General features: G+C 47.6%; 15 protein-coding genes. 6 read left to right on the top strand and 9 right to left on the bottom strand.

The window, feature by feature from the left end; genetic code table 11:
- Positions 1 to 122: 122 nt before the first annotated feature.
- Positions 123 to 2,807: a GNAT family N-acetyltransferase gene (locus ACINK7_RS16540; RefSeq protein WP_404356936.1), complete on the top strand. Its 2,685-nt coding sequence runs from the start codon at positions 123 to 125 to the stop codon at positions 2,805 to 2,807.
- 611 nt (positions 2,808 to 3,418) lie between these two features.
- Here the strand turns inward: ACINK7_RS16540 and ACINK7_RS16535 are convergent.
- Both ACINK7_RS16535 and ACINK7_RS16530 read right to left on the bottom strand, forming a co-directional pair.
- A complete protein-coding gene (locus ACINK7_RS16535; protein ID WP_404356935.1) occupies positions 3,419 to 4,390 on the bottom strand; it encodes an alpha-E domain-containing protein in 972 nt (323 codons plus the stop codon).
- Positions 4,390 to 5,841, bottom strand: coding sequence for a circularly permuted type 2 ATP-grasp protein (locus ACINK7_RS16530; RefSeq protein ID WP_404356933.1), 1,452 nt, complete (start codon positions 5,839 to 5,841; stop codon positions 4,390 to 4,392). The genes ACINK7_RS16535 and ACINK7_RS16530 overlap by 1 nt, the downstream gene beginning before the upstream one ends.
- Positions 5,842 to 6,605: 764 nt before the next feature.
- Here ACINK7_RS16530 and ACINK7_RS16525 point away from each other — a divergent pair.
- Both ACINK7_RS16525 and ACINK7_RS16520 read left to right on the top strand, forming a co-directional pair.
- The gene (locus tag ACINK7_RS16525) at positions 6,606 to 7,388 is read left to right on the top strand and encodes an MBL fold metallo-hydrolase (RefSeq protein ID WP_404356932.1); all 783 of its coding nucleotides are present in this window, start codon (positions 6,606 to 6,608) and stop codon (positions 7,386 to 7,388) included.
- Positions 7,378 to 9,558, top strand: coding sequence for a putative bifunctional diguanylate cyclase/phosphodiesterase (locus ACINK7_RS16520; protein WP_404356930.1), 2,181 nt, complete (start codon positions 7,378 to 7,380; stop codon positions 9,556 to 9,558). Before ACINK7_RS16525 ends, ACINK7_RS16520 begins: the two co-directional genes overlap by 11 nt.
- A 111-nt stretch (positions 9,559 to 9,669) precedes the next feature.
- On the opposite strand, the gene ACINK7_RS16515 is transcribed toward ACINK7_RS16520, so the two are convergent.
- The 6 genes from ACINK7_RS16515 to ACINK7_RS16490 form a co-directional block, all read right to left on the bottom strand.
- Positions 9,670 to 10,884 carry a glycosyl transferase gene (locus ACINK7_RS16515; protein WP_404356928.1) on the bottom strand — a complete coding sequence of 405 codons (1,215 nt, stop codon included), beginning with the start codon at positions 10,882 to 10,884 and terminating at the stop codon, positions 9,670 to 9,672.
- The gene (locus ACINK7_RS16510; protein ID WP_404356926.1) at positions 10,877 to 11,701 is read right to left on the bottom strand and encodes an HAD-IIB family hydrolase; all 825 of its coding nucleotides are present in this window, start codon (positions 11,699 to 11,701) and stop codon (positions 10,877 to 10,879) included. Before ACINK7_RS16510 ends, ACINK7_RS16515 begins: the two co-directional genes overlap by 8 nt.
- Positions 11,702 to 12,593: 892 nt before the next feature.
- Entirely contained in the window at positions 12,594 to 13,766 is a 1,173-nt protein-coding gene (locus ACINK7_RS16505) for an EAL domain-containing protein (protein ID WP_404356924.1), read from the bottom strand.
- 305 nt (positions 13,767 to 14,071) lie between these two features.
- Positions 14,072 to 14,266 carry a hypothetical protein gene (locus ACINK7_RS16500; protein ID WP_017842585.1) on the bottom strand — a complete coding sequence of 65 codons (195 nt, stop codon included), beginning with the start codon at positions 14,264 to 14,266 and terminating at the stop codon, positions 14,072 to 14,074.
- Between the two features lie 189 nt (positions 14,267 to 14,455).
- Positions 14,456 to 15,115: a TMEM165/GDT1 family protein gene (locus tag ACINK7_RS16495; RefSeq protein ID WP_404356923.1), complete on the bottom strand. Its 660-nt coding sequence runs from the start codon at positions 15,113 to 15,115 to the stop codon at positions 14,456 to 14,458.
- Between the two features lie 49 nt (positions 15,116 to 15,164).
- Positions 15,165 to 16,112 (bottom strand): ZIP family metal transporter, encoded by a 948-nt coding sequence (locus ACINK7_RS16490; RefSeq protein ID WP_404356921.1) that lies wholly within the window; start codon positions 16,110 to 16,112, stop codon positions 15,165 to 15,167.
- 213 nt (positions 16,113 to 16,325) lie between these two features.
- On the opposite strand from ACINK7_RS16490, the gene ACINK7_RS16485 reads away from it, so the two are divergent.
- Positions 16,326 to 18,644 carry a TonB-dependent receptor gene (locus ACINK7_RS16485; RefSeq protein ID WP_404356920.1) on the top strand — a complete coding sequence of 773 codons (2,319 nt, stop codon included), beginning with the start codon at positions 16,326 to 16,328 and terminating at the stop codon, positions 18,642 to 18,644.
- Positions 18,645 to 19,132: 488 nt separating this feature from the next.
- Here the strand turns inward: ACINK7_RS16485 and ACINK7_RS16480 are convergent, their stop codons facing one another.
- Positions 19,133 to 20,587 carry a M48 family metalloprotease gene (locus ACINK7_RS16480; protein ID WP_404356918.1) on the bottom strand — a complete coding sequence of 485 codons (1,455 nt, stop codon included), beginning with the start codon at positions 20,585 to 20,587 and terminating at the stop codon, positions 19,133 to 19,135.
- A gap of 323 nt (positions 20,588 to 20,910) precedes the next feature.
- Here ACINK7_RS16480 and glgX point away from each other — a divergent pair, with 323 nt between their 5' ends.
- Both glgX and ACINK7_RS16470 read left to right on the top strand, forming a co-directional pair.
- A complete protein-coding gene (glgX, locus tag ACINK7_RS16475) occupies positions 20,911 to 23,034 on the top strand; it encodes a glycogen debranching protein GlgX (RefSeq protein ID WP_404356917.1) in 2,124 nt (707 codons plus the stop codon).
- Positions 23,035 to 23,433: 399 nt separating this feature from the next.
- Positions 23,434 to 24,534 (top strand): AI-2E family transporter, encoded by a 1,101-nt coding sequence (locus ACINK7_RS16470; protein ID WP_404356915.1) that lies wholly within the window; start codon positions 23,434 to 23,436, stop codon positions 24,532 to 24,534.
- Positions 24,535 to 24,545 lie beyond the last annotated feature (11 nt).

The following is a 24,545-nucleotide window of genomic DNA, read 5'->3' as shown; positions in this document are numbered from 1 at the left end:
TGTTAGCAGTGAATAGGCGATCTGCCTTATTCTTCATAAAACTTCGAATTTCAAGATACCGTTGAAAGCTGTTGCGGTCTTAAACCCTGCATTCCAATCCCTCATGCTATTACGGAGCAATCATGGGTCCTCATTATCTCAGTCGATTTTTTACGCCTAAAACCGTTGCCGTCATCGGCGCTTCGGAACGCATTGAAAGTGTCGGTCATCGGATATTGGTCAATATGCAGGAAGCAGGCTTTAAAGGTGGTCTGTATCCAGTCAATAATAAACGGAAGCAAATTTCAGGATTGAAAGCCTACCCCAATATCGATGCGATCCCCGACAAAATTGAGCTGGCCATTATTGCTACGCCCGCAGTGACTGTTCCGGATATTGTAAGGCAGTGCGGGGAGAAAGGCGTGGATTCGGTGGTGATTATTACTGCGGGTTTTGGCGAATTGGGTAGTGAAGGCAAGCGTTTACAACAAGAAGTGCTAGATATTGCCCATCGCTACGGTATACGCATCGTCGGTCCTAACTGTCTCGGCATTATTCGTCCAAGCGGGCATTTGAATGCGACCTTCGGCAGCGGAATGATCAAAGACGGTAGTCTAGCGCTGCTCTCGCAGTCGGGAGCGGTTTGCACTGCTATTTTGGATTGGGCGCAGTCGCAGGATATCGGCTTTTCAACGGTTGTCTCGATGGGGGGAGCTGCCGATGTCGATTTTGGCGAAGTATTGGATTATTTAGCGCTCGATAGCAAGACGACCGGGATCCTGATGTATGTAGAAGGTATCCGCGATGCACGGCGTTTTTTGAGCGGCTTGAAGGCGGCGGCTCGCCTAAAACCGGTGATTTTGATTAAATCGGGGCGCCATGAAAGCGGCAGTAAGGCGGCAATGTCGCATACCGGCGCGATGGTCGGCGGTGACGATGTATTCGATGCGGCGATCGAGCGGGCCGGCGTGGTGAGGGCATACAGTATCGCACAGCTTTTTTCGGCGGCGCGGGTACTGGCCAATAATTATGTCGTCAAACAGAACCGTCTGGCGATTATTACCAACGCCGGAGGCCCCGGGGTTATGAGTACCGACCGTGCAGAGGAGACCGGCGTGGCGATGGCCGGTTTGAGTGCGGGCAGTCTCGATGAGTTGAATAAAGTGCTGCCGGTACAATGGTCTCATGCCAACCCGATCGATATACTCGGCGATGCAACGCCGGAACGCTATAAACAAGCTCTGGATATCTGCTTGAAAGACGATAATGTCGACGGTGTGCTCTGTATCTTGACGCCGCAGGCGATGACCAATCCGACACAGGTCGCAGAACTGGTTATTGAAGCGGCCAAAATGACCCGGAAACCGGTGTTGGCTTCCTGGACCGGTGGCAAGCGCGTCGAAGAAGGGCGGGCCTTGTTTGACAATAGCACGGTGGCCCACTTCGGTACGCCCGAAGTCGCTGTCGATGCATTTTCGTTTCTGGCGCAATATACACAAAACCAAATTCTTCTCAAACAGATACCCAGCGCGGAAAACGAGTTGGCGACGCCCGATATCGACGGCGCCCGCTTGATTATCGAGCGGGTATTAGCCGAGAGCCGCGAAGTTCTAACGACTCAGGAATCCAAAGCGATCCTAGCCGCTTTCCGGATTCCGGTTTCGCAGACGATTAAAGTCGACAGTCCAAAGGATGCGATGATCGCGGCTGAGACGATGGGTTTTCCGGTCGTCTTGAAAGTCAATATGTTCGAGTTCAGCCATAAATCCGATATTGGCGGCGTTCGGCTGAATATCTCGAGTGCCAAGGATATTTCGCATCATTTTCAGGAAATGGAGAATCTGATCAAGCAAAAATATCCCGAGATCGACAGGGTGATGATGACGGTCGAGCCGATGCATAAGTCTTTCAATGGGCGCGAACTTATGATCGGTGTCATTCGCGATCCGGTTTTCGGGCCTGCGATCAGTTTCGGATTAGGCGGAACGATGGTTGAGATTCTACACGATAAAGCCGTAGGCTTGCCGCCGTTGAACGAATATATGGTCGAGAAAATGATTGCCAAGACCAAGGCGGCTAAGTATCTTCAAGCGTTCCGTCAATTGCCGCCGGTCAACATGAAAGCGTTGGTCAATGCTTTGTTGAATGTGTCGAGCATGGTCAGCGAATTACCGGAAATAGTGGAGCTCGATATCAATCCATTGATTGTCGACGACAGAGGGGTGATGGCGGTCGATGCGCGGATCAAGGCCTGTGTTTCGCATCAGTTGAGTCCCTATAGCCATATGACGATTCATCCCTATCCGCACGAGATGATTCAGCATTACCAATTGCCGAACGGTATGAATATTTGTATTCGCCCGATTCGTCCCGAGGACGCCGAGATGGAGAAGGATTTTGTGCATAAGCTATCGGAGCGTTCGAAATATTTTCGGTTTATGCAGGCCTTGCAAGAGTTAACGCCGGATATGGTGGTTCGTTTTACGCAAATCGATTATGACCGTGAAATGGCGTTTATAGCCGTGACCGAAGAACAAGACGGAAAGCCTAATGAGTTAGGTGTCGGCCGTTACATGGCTAATCCGGATGGGCATTCGGTCGAGTTTGCAGTCGTGGTCTCCGATGAGTGCCATGGTATGGGGATAGGTTCGAGGATCATGAAGACGCTGATGCAAGCTGCAAAATATAAAGGGATATCCTTTTTTGAAGGCGAGGTGCTGGCAATTAACAAACCGATGTTGTCGTTGGTTAAGAAACTCGGCTTTACGATCGAGCCCATTCACGGCGATAGTGAAGTCGTTAGGGTCGTCAAGGATTTAAGGATGTGATAATTATACCCTTCGTAGATCAAAATTCGGCGCCTGGGTGTCCGCTAAAGGACGCCGTAAACCCAGCACCTAAATTCCATAGTCCATTGGCTATGGTTAACTATCTGGGATAATTTAGGTGCTGGGTAAATACATCCATGTAGGCTCTATGCCAGCTCCATGCTGGCAAAGCCTTTGCCGCGCACCCCGGCGCCTCCTTAGGCACTACCGAAATTTGAAGTGCGAAAGGTATAACAGTGGGGAGTGAAAGAACCGGCAAGCTCGTCATAAAAATGCATATGTATACCCATCGTAGATCAAAATTCGGCGCCTGGGTGTCCGCTAAAGGACGCCGTGAATACATCCCTGTAGGCTCTATGCCAGCTCCATGCTGGCAAAGCCTTTATCGGACACCCAGGCACCTCCTCAGGCACTGCCGAAATTTGAAGTGCGAAAGGTATAACCTAGAAAAAAGCATTTCACCATGAAGATCATGAAGCGTAAAAGTTATATTCATCGTAGACCAAAATTCGGCACCGGGGGGCTGTCGGGCGAGTGACCGCGCGCCCGCACACTTTCATTTTCCGTGGTGATACACTGGATTCATGAACGCTAGCCAAAAGGTTTCCGGCTCAACTGGCTTTTTGTTCTTGTTGAATGACGGCATCATCGACAGAATGTGCTAAAAACCAATTGTTCGCGATACGTTCGTGTAAAAAGGCCAATTTCGTTTGTAATTGATCGAGGATATTGCGTAATTGCAATTGGGTGGTTTGCCGCGTGTCGATCGATAGCACAAAGTCTTTCAGGTCGACGACATCTTCGGGCAGTTTATCGTGATTAGGCAACTTACCGATGGCATCGGCCATTTCGTAAAGGCAGCAATTAATCGAGCGGGGCAGCGCGCTATCCAATATCAGGTAATTTAACACGTCGTCGCCTTTTATTCGGCTGCGCACATGGCGTCGATACATTAATAGCGCATTCAAGGACTGCAACACATTCATCCACAGCAGGCTTTCATATTGACGCATTTCATCGCTGCGCGATTCCGACAGTAATAACGAACTCAAGTCCAATATCCGGCTAGTCATGTCGGCTCGTTCGATGTTTCTGCCGAGCAAAATGAAATGGTAAGGATGGTCGTGGCTCATATAGCCGGATAGCAGACCGGTAAAACGCTGGCAGCCTTCGAGGATTTCATTCAAAAATAAAACCCTCATGCGCCGGCTCGATACAGAATCCAGATGTTTTTTAGTATATAGGTAAAGCTCGTTGACTTGTTCCCAAGCTTCGTCGGGCAATAGCTCGCGTGTCGTACGAATATTTTCGCGGGCAAGGCTTAAGCATGAAAAAAGGGAATTTCGATGGCCGGGATCCGTTAATAGGAAGCGTGTAACATTACGCTCTTGAGCCAGTTTGTAATGTTCATGAAAGGCCTCCTGACAACCATTGATATGGATCAATTGTTGCCAGCCCATCTCGACCCCTTTGGGCAGGTCCATTAATAAATTCATGTGTACGCTAACTAGGCGAGCAAGATTTTCGGTGCGTTCCAGATAACGGGCGAGCCAATAGAGGCGTTCGGCGGAGCGTGACAGCATTAGTCGTTCTCCCGGTTGATAATCCATGTATCCTTACTGCCGCCGCCTTGAGAGGAGTTGACGACCAGCGAGCCTTTTTTGAGCGCGACGCGGGTGAGTCCTCCCGCGGTGACAAAGGTTTTTTCGCCTTGCAGTATGAACGGGCGTAAATCGATATGGCGAGGCTCTAAAATATCCTTACATAAAGTCGGCGAAGTCGAAATAGCTAGCGTGGGTTGGGCGATATAATTGCGAGGGTTTTTGAGAATGACCTTTCTAAAGGCCTCGACTTCCTTTGCGGTTGAATGAGGCCCGACCAGCATGCCGTAACCGCCGGATTCGTTAGCAGGTTTGACGACGAGTTCGGCCAGGTGCGCGAGCACATAATCGAGATGTTCGCTGTGACTGCAGAGATAGGTTTCGACATTGGGCAAAATCGGTTCTTCATTCAGGTAATAGCGTATCATTTCCGGTACATAGGCATAGACGACCTTGTCGTCGGCAACGCCGGCTCCCGGTGCATTGGCAAGTGCCACATTACCGGCTTGCCATGCGCGCATTAGGCCAGGTACGCCCAATACCGAATCCTTGCGGAACACTTCCGGATCAAGAAAATCGTCGTCGATACGTCGGTAAATCACATCGACTTTTTCCGGTCCTTCAATCGTGCGCATGTAAACGCAATCGTCATCGTCGACCATCAGATCGCAGCCTTCGACCAATTGTGCGCCCATTTGTTGGGCCAAATAGGCGTGTTCGAAATAAGCCGAATTATAGATGCCGGGTGTTAATACCGCGATTTGAGGACGTCCGTTTTGATTCGGTGCAATCGACGATAACATTTCAAGTAGTTGTGTCGGATAGTCGTCGATCGGCAGAATATTAATGTCTTGCAATAATTCCGGAAAAACGCGCTTAGTAATGACGCGGTTTTCCAGCATGTAGGAAACACCCGAGGGCACTCTGAGGTTGTCTTCCAAAACATACATCATGCCGTCTCGGTCGCGCACCAAATCGGTGCCGCAAATGTTGGCCCAAACGTTGTGTCTAGGCTTCATTCCGATGCATTCCTTACGAAAGTTTTTAGAGCTGTTGATGATGTCGCCGGGAATCAGGCCTTCCTTGATAAAGGACTGTTTATCATAGACATCGCTGATAAAGTAATTGAGCGCAGATAATCGCTGTTTAAGACCTCGTTCGATGATGTGCCATTCTTTTGCATCGATGATCCTAGGAATGATATCGAAAGGCCAAGCCCTATCGATATTGCCTTCGTCGCTATAGACGGTAAAGGTGATTCCCATTTCCATGATTGCCAGTTCGGCGGCGGTTTTACGTTTGTCGATATCTTCCTTATTGAGCGTATTCAAATACTGGCATAGATTGTAGCTAACCGCTCGTGGTTGAAACTCCGAATGCATCAGTTCGTCGTATGCGTTTTCGGTGTTGTAGTTTTCCCAAATACTAGACATAAAAATTCGGTTTCTTAAAGGGGGCTAAGAAAAAATAAGCATAAAAAGTGCCAGTTGATTAAAGAAGAGGTGCTTTCCTGGTATATTTCAGAATTGAATGATAAACAAAGTCCTAGAGAATTAAAGATTGGACATGATCAATAATACACTCTTTACACATGAAGTTTTGGTCTCGATTTAAGGCTTCGCAACAAATAACTTCCCGACTATTTTTGGTTTCCACGGTTCTCCGTGGAGCCCCATGCCTTAGCTGCCGTAGTAAGATCGGTATGTATCCCCACGCTGAAGCGGTGGGAACAAGGAAGGTTCCGATCTTTAGTCACATGACAATTTAACTTAATGGCCGTGACGCAGAGCAGGGATCGATATGTGGCTTGGTTGTCCAAAGTGATGCGTGCCAATTTAATTTTTGTCCATATTGGTGCGCTCAATTCCCGTGCGAGCCGATTCGATCGCTCGAAGTAGAAGTGCAAATTAGTGAACCGGTAAGCAGAATGTTATTGAGCGCATTGCATTCTTGGTTAAGCGTGCATTAAGGTTGCGGGTTGGGATATTTTAAGAAAGATTCGGTTTGAATAAGGCGTTTGATGTTGTGATTTTTATCCTTGTTATTCATAAGGTTATTGGGTAGAGTTTTGATGTCGGTATAATTTGGTGTGCGGGTTTTTGCATGAATTCTTTAGAGCTTTGATATGTAATGCAAAATGTCGGCATGCTGGTTGTGATAATGGAAATTAGTAAACTATAAAAGAGGAGAAAATTTTATGCGTAACATTAAACTGTTCGATTCGGGTGTGCATAAATTCGTACTATTGAATGAAAGCGAACCCGGCGAGGAGGAGGGGATTCGTTCCAATCAATATCTCGTCGTGCATGGCGATAATGGCGTTTTGCTCGATCCGGGCGGATTCGGAGTGATGCCGAGTGTGCTCACCGAATTGTTGCGCTACATCAAGACCGAACAAATCAAAGCGATTATTTTGTCGCATCAAGATCCCGATATTGTCGGCGGATTGTCTACTTGGTTGGAGTTAACCGATGCTCCCGTATATGTGTCCAGCATCTGGCTCCGCTTTTTGCCGCACTATGGTATTGCCAGCATGGCTCAATTTGTTGGGGTTCCGGATGCGGGAAAGCAGTGCCGCTTTGCTGAAGATTTTGTATTGCAATTGGTTCCCGCGCATTTCTTGCATTCAGAGGGTCAGATCAATGTATACGACCCTATAGCCAAAGTGTTGTTCACCGGCGATATTGGTGCAGCGATGTTGCCTGTCGATGTCGAATATGAATTCGTTGACGACTTTGCCGCGCACTTACCTTACATAGAAGGATTCCACCGCCGCTATATGGTTTCCAACAAAGCCGCGCGTCTTTGGGTCGATGCCGTATCGGCTTTGGATATCGAGATGCTGGCTCCTCAGCATGGGCCGGTTTATCGAGGGCGGGCCGTAGCAGATTTTTTGAATTGGTTTAAAACGCTTCAATGTGGTGTCGATTTAATGACCAGAAGCGGGCATTTCGAGATGGAGAGCCGAAATGCGTCATGATTCTGGTAAAGGAGCGTCTGCATATCCCGATCATATCGAGGATTTGCGTGTACGCTTGATGAACCAGCTTTTTTCGCTTCTTGAAAGTCAAACGCGAACTCGAAGTTTCGCATCTTCAATCAGTGCTTTGGTGCGTCGTGTCCATGGTGAGATTCTAGAAAATTTTGAACAAGTCCTGGCGCGTATCGACGATCCGGTGACCGTCGCGATGTTCCGTAAAGCGATCACAGATTGTCAAAGCCTTGACATGGCTTTCGAAAAGCTGGTCGATGAGAGGCAGCGGCAATGGTATAAAAACGGAAAATATTTGAAATCGGTAGTCGACGAATTGGGTGATACCACCTCTTATTTAGCTTCGGTGTTGGTGGAAAAGGGTCTGCTCGAGCGGCAGAGCCAAGTACTGGAAAATATTATCTTTTCGCATGAGAAAGTATCGCAATGGAAGGAGTTTGTTCAGGAGATCCTGATCGGTTTTCATGAAATTTTTCCGTTTAATTTTTTCTTTATCGCGTTTGCCGAAGAGCATGGTTTGTCCTTGTATTTTTATTACATGGGTAATTACTCCGATGCGGCAAAACAAGAAGTTCGCGGCCGCCTTGCCAAGGACATGCTAAGTCAACTCGGGTTACCGGACAATGCGCTGCTCGATATCGAAGAGTATGAGATTCCTTGCGAGGTTAATTTAATCGATGTCTGCGATATCAAGATGATTACCGTGCCGGTCCCTGACCAGGCTTACGGTTTAGATGGGCTTTTAGGCATTGCCTATGCCTCGGTTAATACATTAACGGCCCAAGAACAAGCAATCGTTCGTTCTTTGTTGTCGGTAATGGTGATGGTGGTCGGGTCTAGTAAAGTATTGAGCCGAACGCTTTCCGAATTGGAATATTATTCGATACATGATCCTTTGACCGGGATTCATAATCGCCGTTATTTTAACGATATGCTGGAATACGAGATCGGGCGATCGGAAAGGCATAATCATCAGTTTTCGGTATTGTTGCTCGATCTTGACGATTTTAAGGATATCAACGACTTATACGGGCATCCATTAGGCGATGAGGTATTGAAAATAATCGCAGAATCGATTACATCTCATATGCGCAAGGGCGATATTGCAACGCGTATGGGCGGTGATGAATTCGCAATCATTCTGCCGGAAACTTCGCCGGAAGGCGCTAAGGTCGCGGCCGAGTCGATCCGGGCCAATTTGCAAAGCATTGCCTTCAAAACGCCGACAGAAAAGGCTTTCCATATTACGACATCGGTCGGTATCATTAGTTATCCGCGCGACATGCAGACTGTCGAAGATTTAATGTCGGGCGTCGATGTGGCGTTATATAAAGCCAAGGGCTTGGGTAAGAACGAAGTTTGCGAATTCGATGCGGCTGCACATTTGACGCAAATCATGCGCGATAGCCGTTCGTTTGTCGAAGATTTGCGGCTGGCGCTTCGCGAAGAGCGCATCCAACCTTATTTTCAGCCGATTGTCGATTGCAAAACCGGTGAAGTCTTTGCGTATGAGTCGGTTGCTCGTTTGATCGAGACCGACGGCAAAATTACAGCCGCCGGTCAATTCATTGAAACGATCGAAAAATACGGTTTGGGCCGTGAGTTGGACCGGATAATGGTGCGTAAGGTCATCGAGGCCAATAAAGCGATCATGCAGACGCAGGGCCGACCGAAACGTTTGTTCATCAATTTATCGGCTCAGGAAATTCAAGGCCGCGGAATTTTAGGTTATGCGGAGGAGTTATGTGCACAATTGGAGGTGCCGCCGAGCAGTATCGTGTTCGAAATTCTTGAGCGCGACGCAATCGGCGATATTACGCATATGGGGAAATTTCTAACCAATTTACGCAAAAAGGGATTTGCATTTGCTTTGGACGATTTCGGGAGCGGTTATAATTCGTTCCATTATTTGCGCGAATTACGCTTCGAATATGTCAAGATCGACGGCGCTTTCGTGCGCAATATCGTCAATTCCAGGATCGACCGAGCGCTGGTGCGCAATTTGTCGAATTTGTGTCAGGAGCTCGATATTATGACGATCGGCGAGTTTGTCGAGTCCGAGGAAATTTTTGATTTATTGAAAAGCATGGGGATTAATTTCGGCCAAGGATTTCATATCGGCTTGCCGCTCGACAGTTTGCCGGATGATAAAATTTGAAGGCGGGTAGGTGGGTGTTTCGATGAAACGCAGTGGGATAGGGGGGAAGGCGAGTCGGCTCTGCCGCTATTCCATTCCGCTTCATCGAAGTTCAAACGGCTGGTTGCTTGGTTACTGAGTATTGTCTTTTTCGACGGCTTCGTCCAGGCGCTGCATGATGTCGGGGACTGCGCTGATGACTCGGTTCCAGCTTGGCATGAACGGGGTTTCCATTGGGTTGTCGAGAAAAGAATCGCCGGCGCGCATAATATTACGAGTAAACAATTCGACGGTTTTTTCCTCCTGGTGCCGATCCAACTTCAAGCCGTTGATACAGGCATCGTTGTAGTACGCTTCGATCGCATCGAGCGCGGTTCGGTAATACGTTGCTTTTAGGGTTCGAAACGTTTCTTTGTTAAAAATCACGCCTTGCGTTGCCAGTTTGCGGTAAATTGCCTTGGCGATGTCGGTGCTCATCCTGGATAATCCGCGGCTGGCATCTTCTTCCGATAGCTCTTGATGCTTGTGATCGTAAGCATCGGCTATTTCCACTTGACAGATATGATTGCTGGAATGATTCCGGTAGATTTCGGACAATACACCGACTTCCAGTCCCCAATCGCTCGGTATGCGAATTTCCTTGAGACTGTCGACGCGAGTGGCGAACTCGCCGGACAAAGCATAACGAAAGCTGTCCAAATAATTGAGATAATCCATATTGCCGATGACTTGTTTTAGTGCTCTGATCAACGGCGTGACTAATAGACGGCAGACCCGTCCGTTTAGTTTATTATCGGCGACCCGATAATAATAGCCTTTGCAGAATTCATAATTAAAGCTGGGGTTGGCGACAGGATAAAACAGTCGGGCCGGCAGTTCTCTGTTATAGGTCAATATGTCGCAGTCGTGCAACGCGACCGCTTCCGCTTGGCGCGAGGCGAGAACATAGCCGTAACAATACCAGACATTGCGCCCTTTACCGGGTTCGATCGGCGCGAGTCCTTCTTCGGCAAGCAAGCGATCGATCGCTTGCAATTTGGGCCCGTCGTTCCAAAGAATTTTATGGGGCTGCGGCAGTTTGCTGAAAAATTCACGAGCATGGTTAAATTCGCTACGGTCGGCACGGTCCAGTCCGATGACAATCTGGCTTAAATAAGGAATTTCTCGTATTTGCTCGATAATGTTATTCAGTGCCGGGCCTTGTAGTTCCGAGTAGAGCGAAGGCAATACTAACGCCATTGGCCTCTCTTTGGAAAAGGCCAGTAATTCATTCTCCATTTCGGCCAGTCGGTTATGTTGCAGGCGGTGTAAGGTCGTAATTGCACCGTTTTGAAAAAAATCACTCATGGTCGGCTCCTCCGTCGATACGTTTGAAAATAGCCTCCATCGCTTCGCGCCATCCTTCGGGGGCTTGATGTTGAGTATAGATGACTTCAGCATCAGGTTTATTTATTGCAAGAGATGTGCCTGACTTTTTGCGAATGACCGCAGCCAGGTCTGCTTGCTCGAGCATGGCTCTGTCATTTTGGCTGTCGCCAAGCGCGATGCTGGTAAAGTCGATGCCATAGTTTCGATGATAGAGCTTAATCAGTTGATACATGGCCTTGGCCTTATCGGTATTTTGCCCTTGTGCATGAAAAAAACGGCCGCCTTTCAATAGTTTTAGTCCGTTTTTTGCCAGGGCTTGTTCGAAGTGCGCTAATTCAGCATTGCCGCCTTGCCAAAGCAGCGGTTCTGAGCCGGTTCTTTGTTTGGCCATCGCCGCTTTGGTCAAGGCTAAGCCGGTCAGTTTGCTGACGGCTTCGAGGCTGAGCTCTGAAAATCCGGTAAAAGGAAAGTGATGCTCGGCTTTGAGTCTCTGCAAGACGGCTAAGATTTCATCGTAATCGGGGCCTAGGCGAACGGGTGTGAGTGGTGCCGTATATTCGCTAAATAAATTAGCCGGAATATAGATTGCAGCCCCATTTTCGACCACAAAAGGGTCGTTATTGTGGAGCGCTATTCGGATGTCGAGGATTTCGGGCAGTGTTTTGCTGGAATTTAGGATAAGCGGGATTTTATGGGCTGCGATTCTTGCTAGAACGCCCTTAGATGGTGCGAATGAGTAGGAGTAATGACCCAATAAGGTGCCATCAAGATCTGAAAAAATGAGATAAGGATACATAATGGTGCTTGGTTTTCATGGATTTCCGGTCGGAGAGGATGGGGCATCGGCTAAAAGTCGATTAATATACCCACCGTAGATCAAAATTCGGCACCGGGGTGTTCGTCAAAGGCCCAGCACCTAAATTATCCAAGACAATTAATCATAGCCAATGGGCTATGGAATTAGGTGTTGGGTAGATACTTCCATGTTGGTTCTATATTCCCTCACCTAATGGAACTTGTGCCCCGGCGCCGAAATTTAACTAGCAAAAGGTATATTTACGACCCAATCCTTAAGGCTATGTTCGCGTTATACCCATAGGAGATCAAAATTCGGCGCCGGGGTGCCCGTCAAAGGACGCCGTGAACCCAGCACCTAAATTATCCAAGATAATTAATCCTAGCCAATGGGCTGTGGAATTTAGGTGCTGGGTGAATACGTCCATGTAGGCTCTATGCCAGCTCCATGCTGGCAAAGCCTTTGTCGAGCACCCCGGCGCCTCCTAAGGCACTGCCGAAACTTGAAATGCGAAAGGTATAGCAGTTGAAACGGTTCTCTTTGCTACTAAATAAACCATTTAGGAAATAGTCTATGATTGCTTTCCAAAACACTGAGCGTGGAAGAGGGTACGATTACTCGCTTGACAGGACGCCGTAAACCCAGCACCTAAATTTCATAGCCTTTTGGCCATGATTGATTACATAGATAATTTAGGTGCTGGGTAAATACATCCATGTAGGCTTGACGGCGGCTTTCCCTGCCGCCGACACCTGTCAATCGAGCAACCGTACCCTCCTTACAACCATTAGCACGATATTGAATATAGGAAAGTTATTCAGAGTTGTATCCTTGGGTTTCATGTTGGCTTTCAGTTCAAAAGTATCAACTATTAACGCATACATAGCCATCCTTAATCCCAATCAGCGGTAATGTCGACCAATAAGATGCGGTCGTTATCTAACCGGATTGCCAGGGTTTTACACAGTTGATCGGTGTTAAAGTCCTTGTATCGCGATGAGGCGACTGGGCGAGAGGTGGTCTCCGCTTGTTCTAATGCCAGTAGTTGATAAAAATAAGGCCGCCACGACCAATTAAAGCCGATTTGCTTAGGGTCTTCGAACCATTTTCCGAGTTTGAAATTAAAGTTTGATGAAATTTGCGTACCTTGATTGTCGCATAGATAGAATCGGAGGATGCCGCTTTTTTCGAAAGGTCGTTCCGCGAGTTCATTTAAGTTGAAGTCATTTTGTAGTGCATCTTGCAATTGTGCTATCAAGTTTTTTATTAAGTTAATCCGAGAGATTTTTTTACGTTCGGTCTCAACTGTTTTCTGTAGAAATTTTTTTCGTAGCGAGGCGATATGGCGACTGTATTTTTCCGTAGGGGCGAAGTCTGGCGTAGCCTCTGAAAATAGAAAGCCCTGCATGAATTGAGCGCCGCAACGTAGACCGAAAAAAAATTCGTCGTCGGTTTCGATACCTTCGCAAACAATTTTGCAGCCGTTGAGCTTTCCGAGTCTGGATAGTAAATGAACAACATCGCTGGCGATGCCGCCTTTTACGGCCATTTTGAATAAGCGCATGTCCAATTTGATAAAGTCCGGTTTAATGGCCATGACTCTTTCGAGTTGTGAAAACCCGGTGCCGAAGTCGTCGATGGCCACTTTTAAGCCGTTTTTGCGGTAAATTTTCACCGTTTCGGCGAGTTTGTGTAGATCGCCTTGAGCTTCGGTAATCTCGATGATGATACGCTGGTGATTGATTCCTAATTCATCGATCATGCGGAGTGTGGGGATAGCATGGAGGTTATCGAGTAAATCCAGCCATGCCGCTGAAATATTGATGGCAAGATAACTGTTTCCGGGTAAAAGAGTGAACTTCTCCAGTGCAAGGCGTCTGACGATGCGGTCATATTCGATGCGTTCCGTGTTGGCGATTTCAGGATCGGAAAAAAGCCCTCCGGCGGACACAATTCGGCGGTTTTCGTCGCGGCGTCTGGCCAAGGCTTCGTAGCCGACTATGTTGCCGCTGGCAGCACCGAGAATGGGTTGAAAATAAGGAAATAAAGATTGATTGTAGTCCATGTCCGAATATATGAGGTTTGCAAGAGGGGGTTTTAGCAAAACCAATATGAGCAAGCAATAGTTATGCCTTTTTTATTGTAGTGGACGATTTTTTATGTTTGCTGGCAAAGATGCGTGGAAACAGATGAAGTGTTTTGTTGCCGAAATGGTGCGCTTAACGGTGGCGATGGGCAAAAGTGGGGCGGCGGAGGATTGCTACAATAAGCAGGGTTTATTAAAGCAGAGTAGGTGTTTTGTGGGGCGGTAATTTATTTCAGGTATAAAAAAACCCCCCGCCTTGTGGGCGGAGGGCTTTTTTTACGTTTTTATTCTACGAAAACGTTTTTAGCCGCTTTTCTTCTTTGTTCTGCGGCTTGAACTTGAGCTTCGCTTTGACCGACAGCTTTGCTTTCAAGATGTTCGGTTTCTCTGCCTTTCAGCAAGAATACGCCGATTACTGTGCCAAGAATAAGTGCGCCTATCCACAGCCAAAAAGTATCTTTTTCTTGTGCTTCTGCCATTTTATTATCCTCTTGTTATTTTAGTAGTGTTATTAATCCCCTTCTCCTCAAAGGGGGACTCTATAAAAGTCAGTTATAGAGCTTGTTCGCCGAAATTGAATTTCCACGACGGGACAATTTTTAACATGATCGAAGAAACATGTCAAAAACTATTATTAAAAACTTTTATTTTGGTAAGGGAATCAAAAGCTAGAGATTTAAAGTGCCGGTATATGCGGTATAGGCTTTATGCGCGGCGACGATTGAAAGTGTTATAAAAATAATGCCGCTGAGTCTATGGAGCGTCGATAACGGAATTTTTTTCATTAGTGTTCGGCCGGCCAAAACTCCCAGTATCGAAGTCATGGCTAGCGCGACAGTTGAGCCTAGCCAGACGGCGGCGGGAAGGGTGGTGCTGCTTAATCCCGCGACCGCCAATTGTGTTTTATCGCCGAATTCCGCGACGGTAATTAAAAAAAAGGTCGTGAAGAAAATTCCGTGTCCACTTTTTTCTTTGATCACTTCATCGGTGTCTTCTTCCTCGTTAACACGGAGTGCATGCGCTCCGAATAGAACAAATAAAACGGCCACGGATGCGGCCACGATGTATTCAGGCAGCCATTTTGCTATGGCTGCGCCGAAAATGACCGCCAGAGTATTTAACAGCGCAAACGCGGCAATTGCGCCTAAAATAATCGGTAAAGCGCGGTGCCGGGCGGCCAAGGTCATGCAGACTAACTGGCTTTTATCGCCGATTTCGGCAGCTGCAATCAGTACGAAAGAGGTCAATGAAGCGGTGGAAAACTCGGCAAGATTATCGGAAAAAAGCAGGCTTGAAATTTGTTGCCACTGTAGATGAATAGGATCCATGGTTTTTTGAAATTAATGGTTTTTAATGTGGGTAGTAGTGAATAGTAAATTAGCCGAGTAAGTTGTCCAAAATCATCATGATGATGAAACCGATCATCAAGGCAAATGTGGCGTGCCTGGACCTGCCTTCGGAATGGGTTTCGGGAATGATTTCCTCGCTGATGACGAATAACATTGCGCCGGCGGCGAAGCCCATCGCAATCGGTAAAATCGGCGTGAAAATCGTAACCATCGTGATGCCTAATAATCCCCCAACCGGTTCTACCAGGCCGGTTAAAGTTGCGATACCGACCGCTTTCCATTTGTTATAGCCTAAGCCAACTAAAGGAAGTGCGACGGCGAGGCCTTCCGGAATGTTTTGCAGAGCAATTGCTGTTGCCAGGACGATGCCGTTTTTCATATCACCCGAGCCGAAACTCACGCCGACCGACATACCTTCCGGAAAATTATGGATCGTGATCGCAATAATGAACAGCCAAATTTTATTTATGGAGTTTAGATGTTGATCGGAAATGCTATCGAAATGAATATGAGGCAGTTTGCGGTCGGCAAAATGGAGAAACAATGCGCCGATCATCATACCTAAAGAGGCCACCCAAAGCCCGTTGCCGGGCCAAATTTGGTTGCCGTAATCGATGCTCGGCACCAGCAGAGAAAAGGCGGTAGCGGCAAGCATTACGCCGGCAGCCGCGCCTAAGAGGCTATTAAATAGATTTTTCGATATTTCGGTAAAGAATAGGGCAGGCAGGGCTCCGGCTCCTGTTGCGAGGCCGGCCAGAATGCTTGCCAAGAAGCCGATCACGACGATTTCGCCGAAAATCAGATAGAGGCTACCGAAAACGACAACTTGCGAAGCGGCAAAGAGTCCGGTCCACGTCAGCCGGCGTTGGGCGGGAGGCAATGCCATGATTTTTTGATAGCGGTCGCTCGAAGTGATGGTTTCCCATTGGCGAAAAAAATAATCTTGAATGGTCGTCGAGAAAGTGGATTGTGTCATGAGTGCGGCCCGGTTGAGTGGTTTTGAAAATAACTTAAGAATAGTAGCGTTATTTTAAAGAGTTTACATACAAGAAACGAATAAGATTTTGAGCACGCAGAGCGGGTTGATTTGCAATGGTCGATTTGGGAAATTTTCCTTTTTATTGGGTGCGACTATTTTTTAATTGACCAACCGTCGACAATATGCGGCTAAATTAGTCTAGAGGGGATTATGAAAAAAATAGCTATTGCGATTCTTGGTCTTTCGGGTGCTACGGCGGTACAAGCAGGGCAGGATATCATGGAGCTGGAAAAGGTCGAGGTGGTCGGCGTGTCGCCGATACCAGGCTCCGAAGTGCCGATCGATCAAATACCTTCCCATGTTCAGACGGCGCATGCCGACGATTTGCAAAAAGCTCAAAGCATCTCGTTGGCCGACTATTTGAATCGCTATATGGGCAGCGTACATGTCAACGAAGCGCAAAACAATCCGCTGCAACCGGATATTTATTATCGCGGTTTCGTCGCGTCGCCGTTGTTGGGTTTGCCCCAGGGTTTGTCGACTTATGTCAACGGCGTCAGGTTCAACGAGCCGTTCGGCGATACCGTGAACTGGGATTTGATTCCGGAAGGTGCGATCGAGTCGATGGCCTTGTATCCGTCGAACCCGGTTTACGGTTTGAACAGCTTGGGCGGAGCTATCTCGATCAAGACCAAGACCGGTTTTTCCGCGCCGAAACATGAGCTCGAAGTCTATGGCGGTTCCTGGGACAGGCATTCGGAGGAATTGACCAGCGGTTGGAACAACGGCACGTTCGGCTATTTTATCGATCTGCGTCATTTCGAGGAAGAAGGTTGGCGCGATTTTTCCCCGACCAAGGCAGACCAAGTGTTCGGCACGTTGAGCTGGCGCGGCGATAGGGGCTCGCTCGATTTGACGCTCGGCGCGAACGACAACAAGTTGCTGGGCAACGGTGCGGTGCCCGTACAATTGCTGAAGGAAGACCGAAACGCAATTTTTACTCATCCGGATCGGACTATCACGCGTATGTTTTTTTCCGAACTCGAAGGCAAGTACGACCTGACCGACGACATCGTGCTCAGCGGTAATGCTTATTTCAGGCAGAATCGTATCAAGACCTTCAATGGCGACGACAGCGATTATGAAGCGTGTGAAGATCCGGGCAATGCCGGTTTCCTGTGCGAAGAAGAGGGCGATGACGAAGAGCGTGTCGTCGATATCAATGGTAACGAAGTTCTCGCATCCGACAGCGTCGAAGGTGCGACCAACAATTTCAGTCAGACCAACATGCGCAGCCGCGGCGGCACGATACAGACGGCTTTCGGCCAAGACTTGTTCGGCCACAAAAACAACCTGACTGTCGGCGTCAGTTACGATTATTCCGAAGTGCATTTTCAATCGGATACCGAATTGGGGTCATTGACCGAAACACGCGGTACGACGCGTAGCGGCATTTTGGTCGATGAATCGAGAGTACGCTTGAATACCGATACTTCGGCGGTCGGCGTGTTTTTGTCCGACAGCTTTTCGATCACCGACGACCTGGTCGCGACGGTTGCGGGACGCTATAACTATATTCATATGAATATGTCGGACGGTTATATCACTGATGCGGAAAAAAACTTGAACGGCTCGCATACGTTCGAGCGGCTCAATCCGTCAGCCGGCCTGACGTACCGCATTTTCGACAACCTGACTGTGTACGGCAGTTACAGCGAATCGGCCAGGGCTCCGACGCCAATGGAACTCAGCTGCGCCGATCCCGAGGCGCCGTGTAAACTACCGAACTCGTTTGTCGCCGATCCTCCGTTGGCACAAGTCGTCGCGAAAACTTGGGAAGGCGGTTTTCGGGGTGATTTGGACGAATTGCTCGGTAAAGGCGACTTGAAATGGAATCTCGGTTTTTTCCATACCATCAATTCCGATGACATCATTTTTCAGCGCGGCGGCGACAGCATCAGCGAAGGTTTTTTCAGCAATATCGGCAAGACACGGCGTTACGGCATAGAGGCCGGTACCTCGATCGCTTATCCGCAGCTGTTCAGCACGATAGACGATTGGTATTTCTCGGCCAATTACACCTATTTGAATGCACGGTTTTTAAGCGGATTCAGGGTTCAAGATCCGGTTGACGAGGATAACGAGGATGGCGTTTGGGTCGATAAAGGCCGCCGAATTCCGGGGCTCCCGGAGCACATGTTCAAGGCCTCGGTCGGCGTCGATTTGTGGCAAAAATTAATGCTCGGTATCGATGGTGTCTATAGCGGTGCTCGGTATTACCGGGGGGACGAAGCCAATCAACATGCTAAATTAGGCGGTTACTGGCTGTTCAACGGCAGGGCTGAATATAAGATTACCGACAACTTTGCGTTATTCGGCCGAATCGATAATATTTTCGATGCAAACTACAACACATTTGGCGTTTACGGCGAAGCCGATGAAGTGTTGGGCGACGATTATGAGGATGGCCGTTTTGTCTCTCCGGGCATGCCAAGGGCGGGTTGGATAGGTGTCCGCTTGAGTATGTGATGTTCGAGGGTTGTTGTCGACTGTAACAAGACGTGATTTTCCGGCACAGGGATGTGTCAAAACTTTGTTGAGGCGAATGCCGTAACAAAATTTCAGGCAATAAAAAGCCCGCATAAAGCGGGCGTGTTCAGATTGTTATTGTTATTATTTATTTGAACGTTGTTGTCGCCAAGACAACTAAGCAGTTTGCTCGTTTGTTATTGTTATAATTCAAGGCGTTTAAGCCTTGTCCTCCTCATTACCGATTATTTAATCGGGCTCACTCCGTAAGCTGGAAAGAATTTTATATCATTGAAATTAGTGATGTCTATCAAAAAAAACGATTTTAGTTAAAAAATAGTTTCGGGTCGAAAACATATAGTAAAAACAACGGGATATAAACGATTAGTAATTGCTTATTTGGTAAATTGAACGGCAATGCCTGCCAGTTGTAACTAGCTATTCAGGTTGCATTCAGTTTATTTCTAACCAAGTAAAAGAGTTGGGTTTTATTGGTTGCGTTTACGCTGTTCTTCTTCACGTATAAAAAAAACCAATCGTTCGTTAAGAATTGCCGATAAGTAATAATTGATTCCTGGCGATTTTTGTGCGAGCTTGATTTGCGTGATGGCGGCGTCGGTTTGGCCCATTGCATAATAAAATTCAGCCAGATAGCGATGCGATTCGGCCGGTTGCTTCAGATCGCTGTAGATTTGTGCCAGCAATTTAAAATAGACGGGTTGCCGTTTTGTATTCGCGTCCAGCATTTGCAAAATTTGTCTGGCTTGTTCGGGTTTGCTGGCTTTCAGCAACGCGGATAGGGTCTCGAGCTTGATCGCTTGGTTACCGGGGAATTGCTGCATTGCGGCTTGATAGCGTGATAATGCATTCGAAAAGTTTTGTGCCTCCAATGCGCATCGAGCGTAAGCTGTCGCAAACTGAGGTTGCTCGGGATATTCCTGGGTCAAGGCCTTGAAAATTTGTTCGGCTTCTTGGAAGTTTCTTGTGTTTAGATGGACAAGACCCGTTCCGTAACGAGCGACGGCTCGTTGTTGTTGCGTGCCTTGACTAAGTCGAGGTTTGAAATAATTTAAAACTGGTGTGTAATCGTTGGCGCTAAGTACTCTGAGCTTTGCCCGCGTCAACAAATAACCCATTGAATCGGGGTATTGCTGGTAGGGATATTTTTCGGCTCGGCCACGGGTGTCGGAGATCCGAGACGAAGTTACCGGATGAGTCCTTAAAAATTCAGGAACGCCCCGTCCATAGTAACGACTGGATTGTTGCAAACGCTCAAAAAAAATCGGCATGCTACGCGGGTCGAAATTGGATGCCGCAAGCGTTTGCATACCGACCCGGTCGGCTTCCTGTTCATTATCGCGGGTAAAATCGATCTGAAACTGTATGCTGCCTGCTTGAACGGCCATGATTGCCGCTTGAGCGAGTTCCGGTGATTGTGTGCCGATTAAGATCGCCGCCAAAGTCGCCGCTGCGGTCGGTATAGACAGACGGCTGGCGGCTTCGAACGCACGGTAAAGATGGCGTTGGGTAACGTGAGCGATCTCATGTGCCATCACAGAAGCAAGTTCGCTTTCCGCCTCGGATGTCAATATCAGTCCCGAATTGATGCCGATGTAACCGCCTGGTCCGGCGAAAGCATTGATCGCGTTATCCATGACTACGAAAAAATGAAACGGATTGCCTGGGGTGTCGCTGTTGGCCACCAGTTTCCGACCGATTCCTTCGATATATTGCTGAATTTCGGCATCCTGGCTAATGACGATTTGCGAATGAAGGCTTCGGTAAAATGCCTCGCCTAGTTGTTGTTCTTGAGCAGGAGATATCAACGTGCCGGAAGAGTCGCCCATATCCGGTAATTCGATTTTGGTTATATCGGGCGCAAAAGGGCGGTTGCCTTGTAAAAACAAACTTAAAATTAATAATAAGGCTGGTTTTTTAATCATGCGCGATGTGACAAAAAGCTAACCGACTTTGTTCCACATGCGATTTCATCGAAATTATACGTAGATCAAAATTCGGCGCCGGGGGCATTAACGGACGCCGTTTATCCCCACTTAAATTATGCTGGAATATTAAAAGTAGCCCAAAAAACATGGGGTTTAATTGCTGGAGTTACGCATTCCCTGATATCGATAGCGTACGTTAAATAACACACAAATTCCAGCAATAAGACCGGTTTCAGTTACTTAAGAAAAAAGCTTTGCAAACCCCGCAAAATTTTTGGATCCAAGTATAATGAAATTTTTGCTGGCACAGGTTGAATGGTATGGACAGTCGCATTGCACTAACCGAATCCTATCGCTTTCGTCCCGGAGTTCGTTTTCCGCCCGGCGCGACGCCGATGACCGGCGGTATCAACTTTTCTGTTTTCAGTCGTCATGCGAGCCGAGTTGAATTGTTGCTTTATAGGGCTGCCGATAGCCCCGAACCGTTTCAGATTATTTCGCTCGACCGTAAATCCCATCGCGCTTATTTTTATTGGCATGTGTTCGTCGAGGAACTTCCTTTGGGAACACATTATACCTGGCGGACGGATGGTGCGAATGATACCGCCGAGAGCGGACGCCGCTTCAACATCCGCAAGGAACTGCTTGATCCTTGGGCACGCGCAGTAACCGATGATATGTGGAATCGAAGTCTAGCTTGCGCCACTAATGAAGCTGGTCATCATTCGTTTCGAGCCGTCGTTACCGACTCCCGATTCGATTGGGAGGGTGAGCAGTCCATCGAATGCGGGCTCGAAGGGGCAATTATCTATGAGTTACATGTTGGAGGCTTTACCAAAGATAAATCTTCGAAAACCAGTCATCCGGGTACATTTTCCGCCTTAATCGAAAAAATTCCGTATTTACAGGCTTTGGGTATCACACATGTAGAGCTGTTACCGGTGATGGCATTCGACGAACAGCATGTGCCGCCTGGGGTTCAAGCCAAAGGGCTTAAAAATTACTGGGGTTACAGTACGCATAGTTTTTACAGTCCGCATCCCGGCTTTTGCATAACGCCGGAGCTGGGCACGCACGAAGAAGAGTTTAAAACATTGGTCAAAGCGCTGCATGCGTCAGGTATCGGCGTCATTCTCGATGTAGTATTCAATCATACCGCCGAAGGCGATGAAGAGGGGCCGTTAATTAATTTCAAGGGCTTGGCGAACGATATTTTTTATCACCTCGATGCTGACGATCGGCGGCGGTATCTGGATTTCAGCGGCTGCGGAAATTCTCTCAATTGTAACCATCCGATGGTGACGGCATTCATTGTTCATTGTCTGGAATACTGGGTTGAGCAGATGCATGTCGACGGATTTCGCTTCGATTTGGCCAGCGTGTTTGCGCGGGGAGACAACGGTGTGCCGATGGATCATCCGCCTTTGCCATGGCGAATCGAATCGTCCAGGCTATTATCCGAATTACCTTTGATTGCCGAAGCATGGGATGCCGAAGGGCTCTATCAAGTCGGTGCCTTTCCCGGAATGACCTGGTCGGAATGGAACGGTCGATACCGTGATGTAATTCGCCGCTTCGTCAGGGGCGATCCGGGTTTAATCGGGGCTGTCGCCACCAACATTGCCGGCAGTAGCGATCTCTATGCGGACGGCGATCGTTTGCCGGTGAACAGTATCAATTTTGTGACGTGTCATGACGGTTTTACGTTGCACGATTGGGTAACTTATGAGCATAAGCATAACGAAGCGAATGGCGAGGGGAATCGGGACGGCACCGACGATAACCTGAGTTGGAATTGCGGCGTCGAAGGCGAAACGTTCAACCGAAAAATTAATGAGTTGCGCCGGCAGCAAGCCAAAAATGTGTTGAGTTTGTTGATGTTAAGTCAAGGGGTGCCGATGTTAAACGCCGGTGATGAAGTGCTGCGTACTCAAGGCGGCAATAATAATGCTTGGTGCCAGGATAACGAAATTTCCTGGTTCGATTGGCATCTCGTTGAAAAAAATAGCGATATGCTTCGTTTTGTCAAAGAATTGATTGCCTTGAGGCGCCGTCATGCTAGCCTGAATCGTAGCAGTTTTTTGACCGGCGAGATTATTCCGGCGCGCAATCTTCCGGATATCGTTTGGCATGATGCAGACCTCGGTGAGCCGGCATGGGATGATGAGCAGGTCCGGTTTTTAGCTTTTATGTTGGCGGGTTTAACCGTCGACGAAGAAGACTTGTATGTCTTATTAAACATGTCGGATCATAAAATCGCCGCGCAATTACCCCCGGTTTCCGACCGGTTTTGGCATCTTGCGATCGATACCGCGCAACTACCGCCTTTGGATGCTGTCGAGAGGTCCGATCAATCCGTTTGGGTAGGTTTGGCCTGTGCTGTCGAGGCTCGGAGTATTATGGTTTTTGAGGCGCGAAGTAAATTGGTGAAAGGTGAAAGGTGAAAGGTGAAAGGTGAAAGGTGAAAGGTGAAAGGTGAAAGGTGAAAGGTGAAAGGTGAAAGGTGAAAGGTGAAAGGTGAAAGGTGAAAGGTGAAAGGTGAAAGGTGAAAGGTGAAAGGTGAAAGGTGAAAGGTGAAAGGTGAAAGGTGAAAGGTGAAAGGTGAAAGGTGAAAGGTGAAAGGTGAAATCGGCGCTTGACAAGCGGGAAAAATCCTGCATCATTTCACTATTCACTATTCACTATTCACTATTCACTATTCACTATTCACTATTCACTATTCACTATTCACTATTCACTATCCTTAAGCATCGCCGAAATTTGTAGTGCGAAAAGTATAATAACAAAGCTTGGCTGACATCCGGTAGAATGTCCGGAGAATAATAATAACTATTAGATAAATAATGACTTCACAAGCCGACTTTTCTTATTTCGATTTTCTCAAGAATAGTTTAAAACGTATTCTGCCTAATTCTCAGGCAATGGCGCTGCTAATCATCATTCTGTTAAGTTTGGTTTTGGTGGTGTCGTTATCCGATTTTCTGATGCCGGTATTTGCTGCGGTAGTGATTGCCTATTTATTAGAAGGACTGGTGCAAAAGGCTGTGTCGCTCAAAATGCCGCGCTTGGTCGCCGTGCATATGGTTTTTATAGGATTTATAGCCGTATTCGGGTTTTTGATTTTTATCTTGATACCGATGCTGTCGGAGCAAGCTTTTGCGTTCGTTAATCATCTTCCTGAAATCATTAAAAGAATTCAGCGTGAAATCATTAGAATGCTGGAGTTGTATCCTCAGTTGTTATCTAAGGAAAGGGTCAAGGAAATTACGTTGATTATTCAAGAAAAATTGTTGAGTTATGGTCAGGAGTTGGTCACAATGTCGGCTGCATCGTTGGTCGGGATTATGACGGCAATCGTTTATTTGTTTTTGGTGCCGATGATGGTGTTCTTTTTTTTGAAGGACAAATCGATCATAGTCGGCTGGGTCGGACAGTTTATGCCGCGGGACCGATTGTTGACTCAAAACGTGTGGATGGAAGTGAACAGCCAGATCGGCAACTATATAAGAGGTAAGTTCGCTGAAATCATTATTTTGATGTCGGCTTGTTATATTACTTTTTCATCGATGAACCTGAATTACGCCGTCTTGCTTTCCTTTCTGGTAGGACTGTCGGTGATTATTCCTTATGTCGGCGCTACCTTGGTTACTATTCCGGTATTGGGAGTGGCATTTTTCCAATGGGGATTGACTACGGATGAGTTTATGTATGTTTTGATTGCTTATGCAGTCATTCAGACATTGGATGGGGTCGTACTAGTTCCCTTGCTGTTTTCCGAAGCGGTCAATTTACATCCGGTTGCAATTATCGTTGCTATTTTGTTTTTCGGCGGCTTGTGGGGGTTTTGGGGGGTATTTTTCGCCATTCCGCTCGCTACCGTGGTTAAAGCGGTGATTAGAGCTTGGCCTAAAGTCGGCGATAGCGGATTGAATACGGCATTTTGAAAGGGAATGAA

The organism is Methylotuvimicrobium sp. KM1 (genome assembly GCF_044788715.1).
Lineage (GTDB): Bacteria > Pseudomonadota > Gammaproteobacteria > Methylococcales > Methylomonadaceae > Methylotuvimicrobium.
This window is presented reverse-complemented; position numbering and strand designations above follow the sequence as displayed.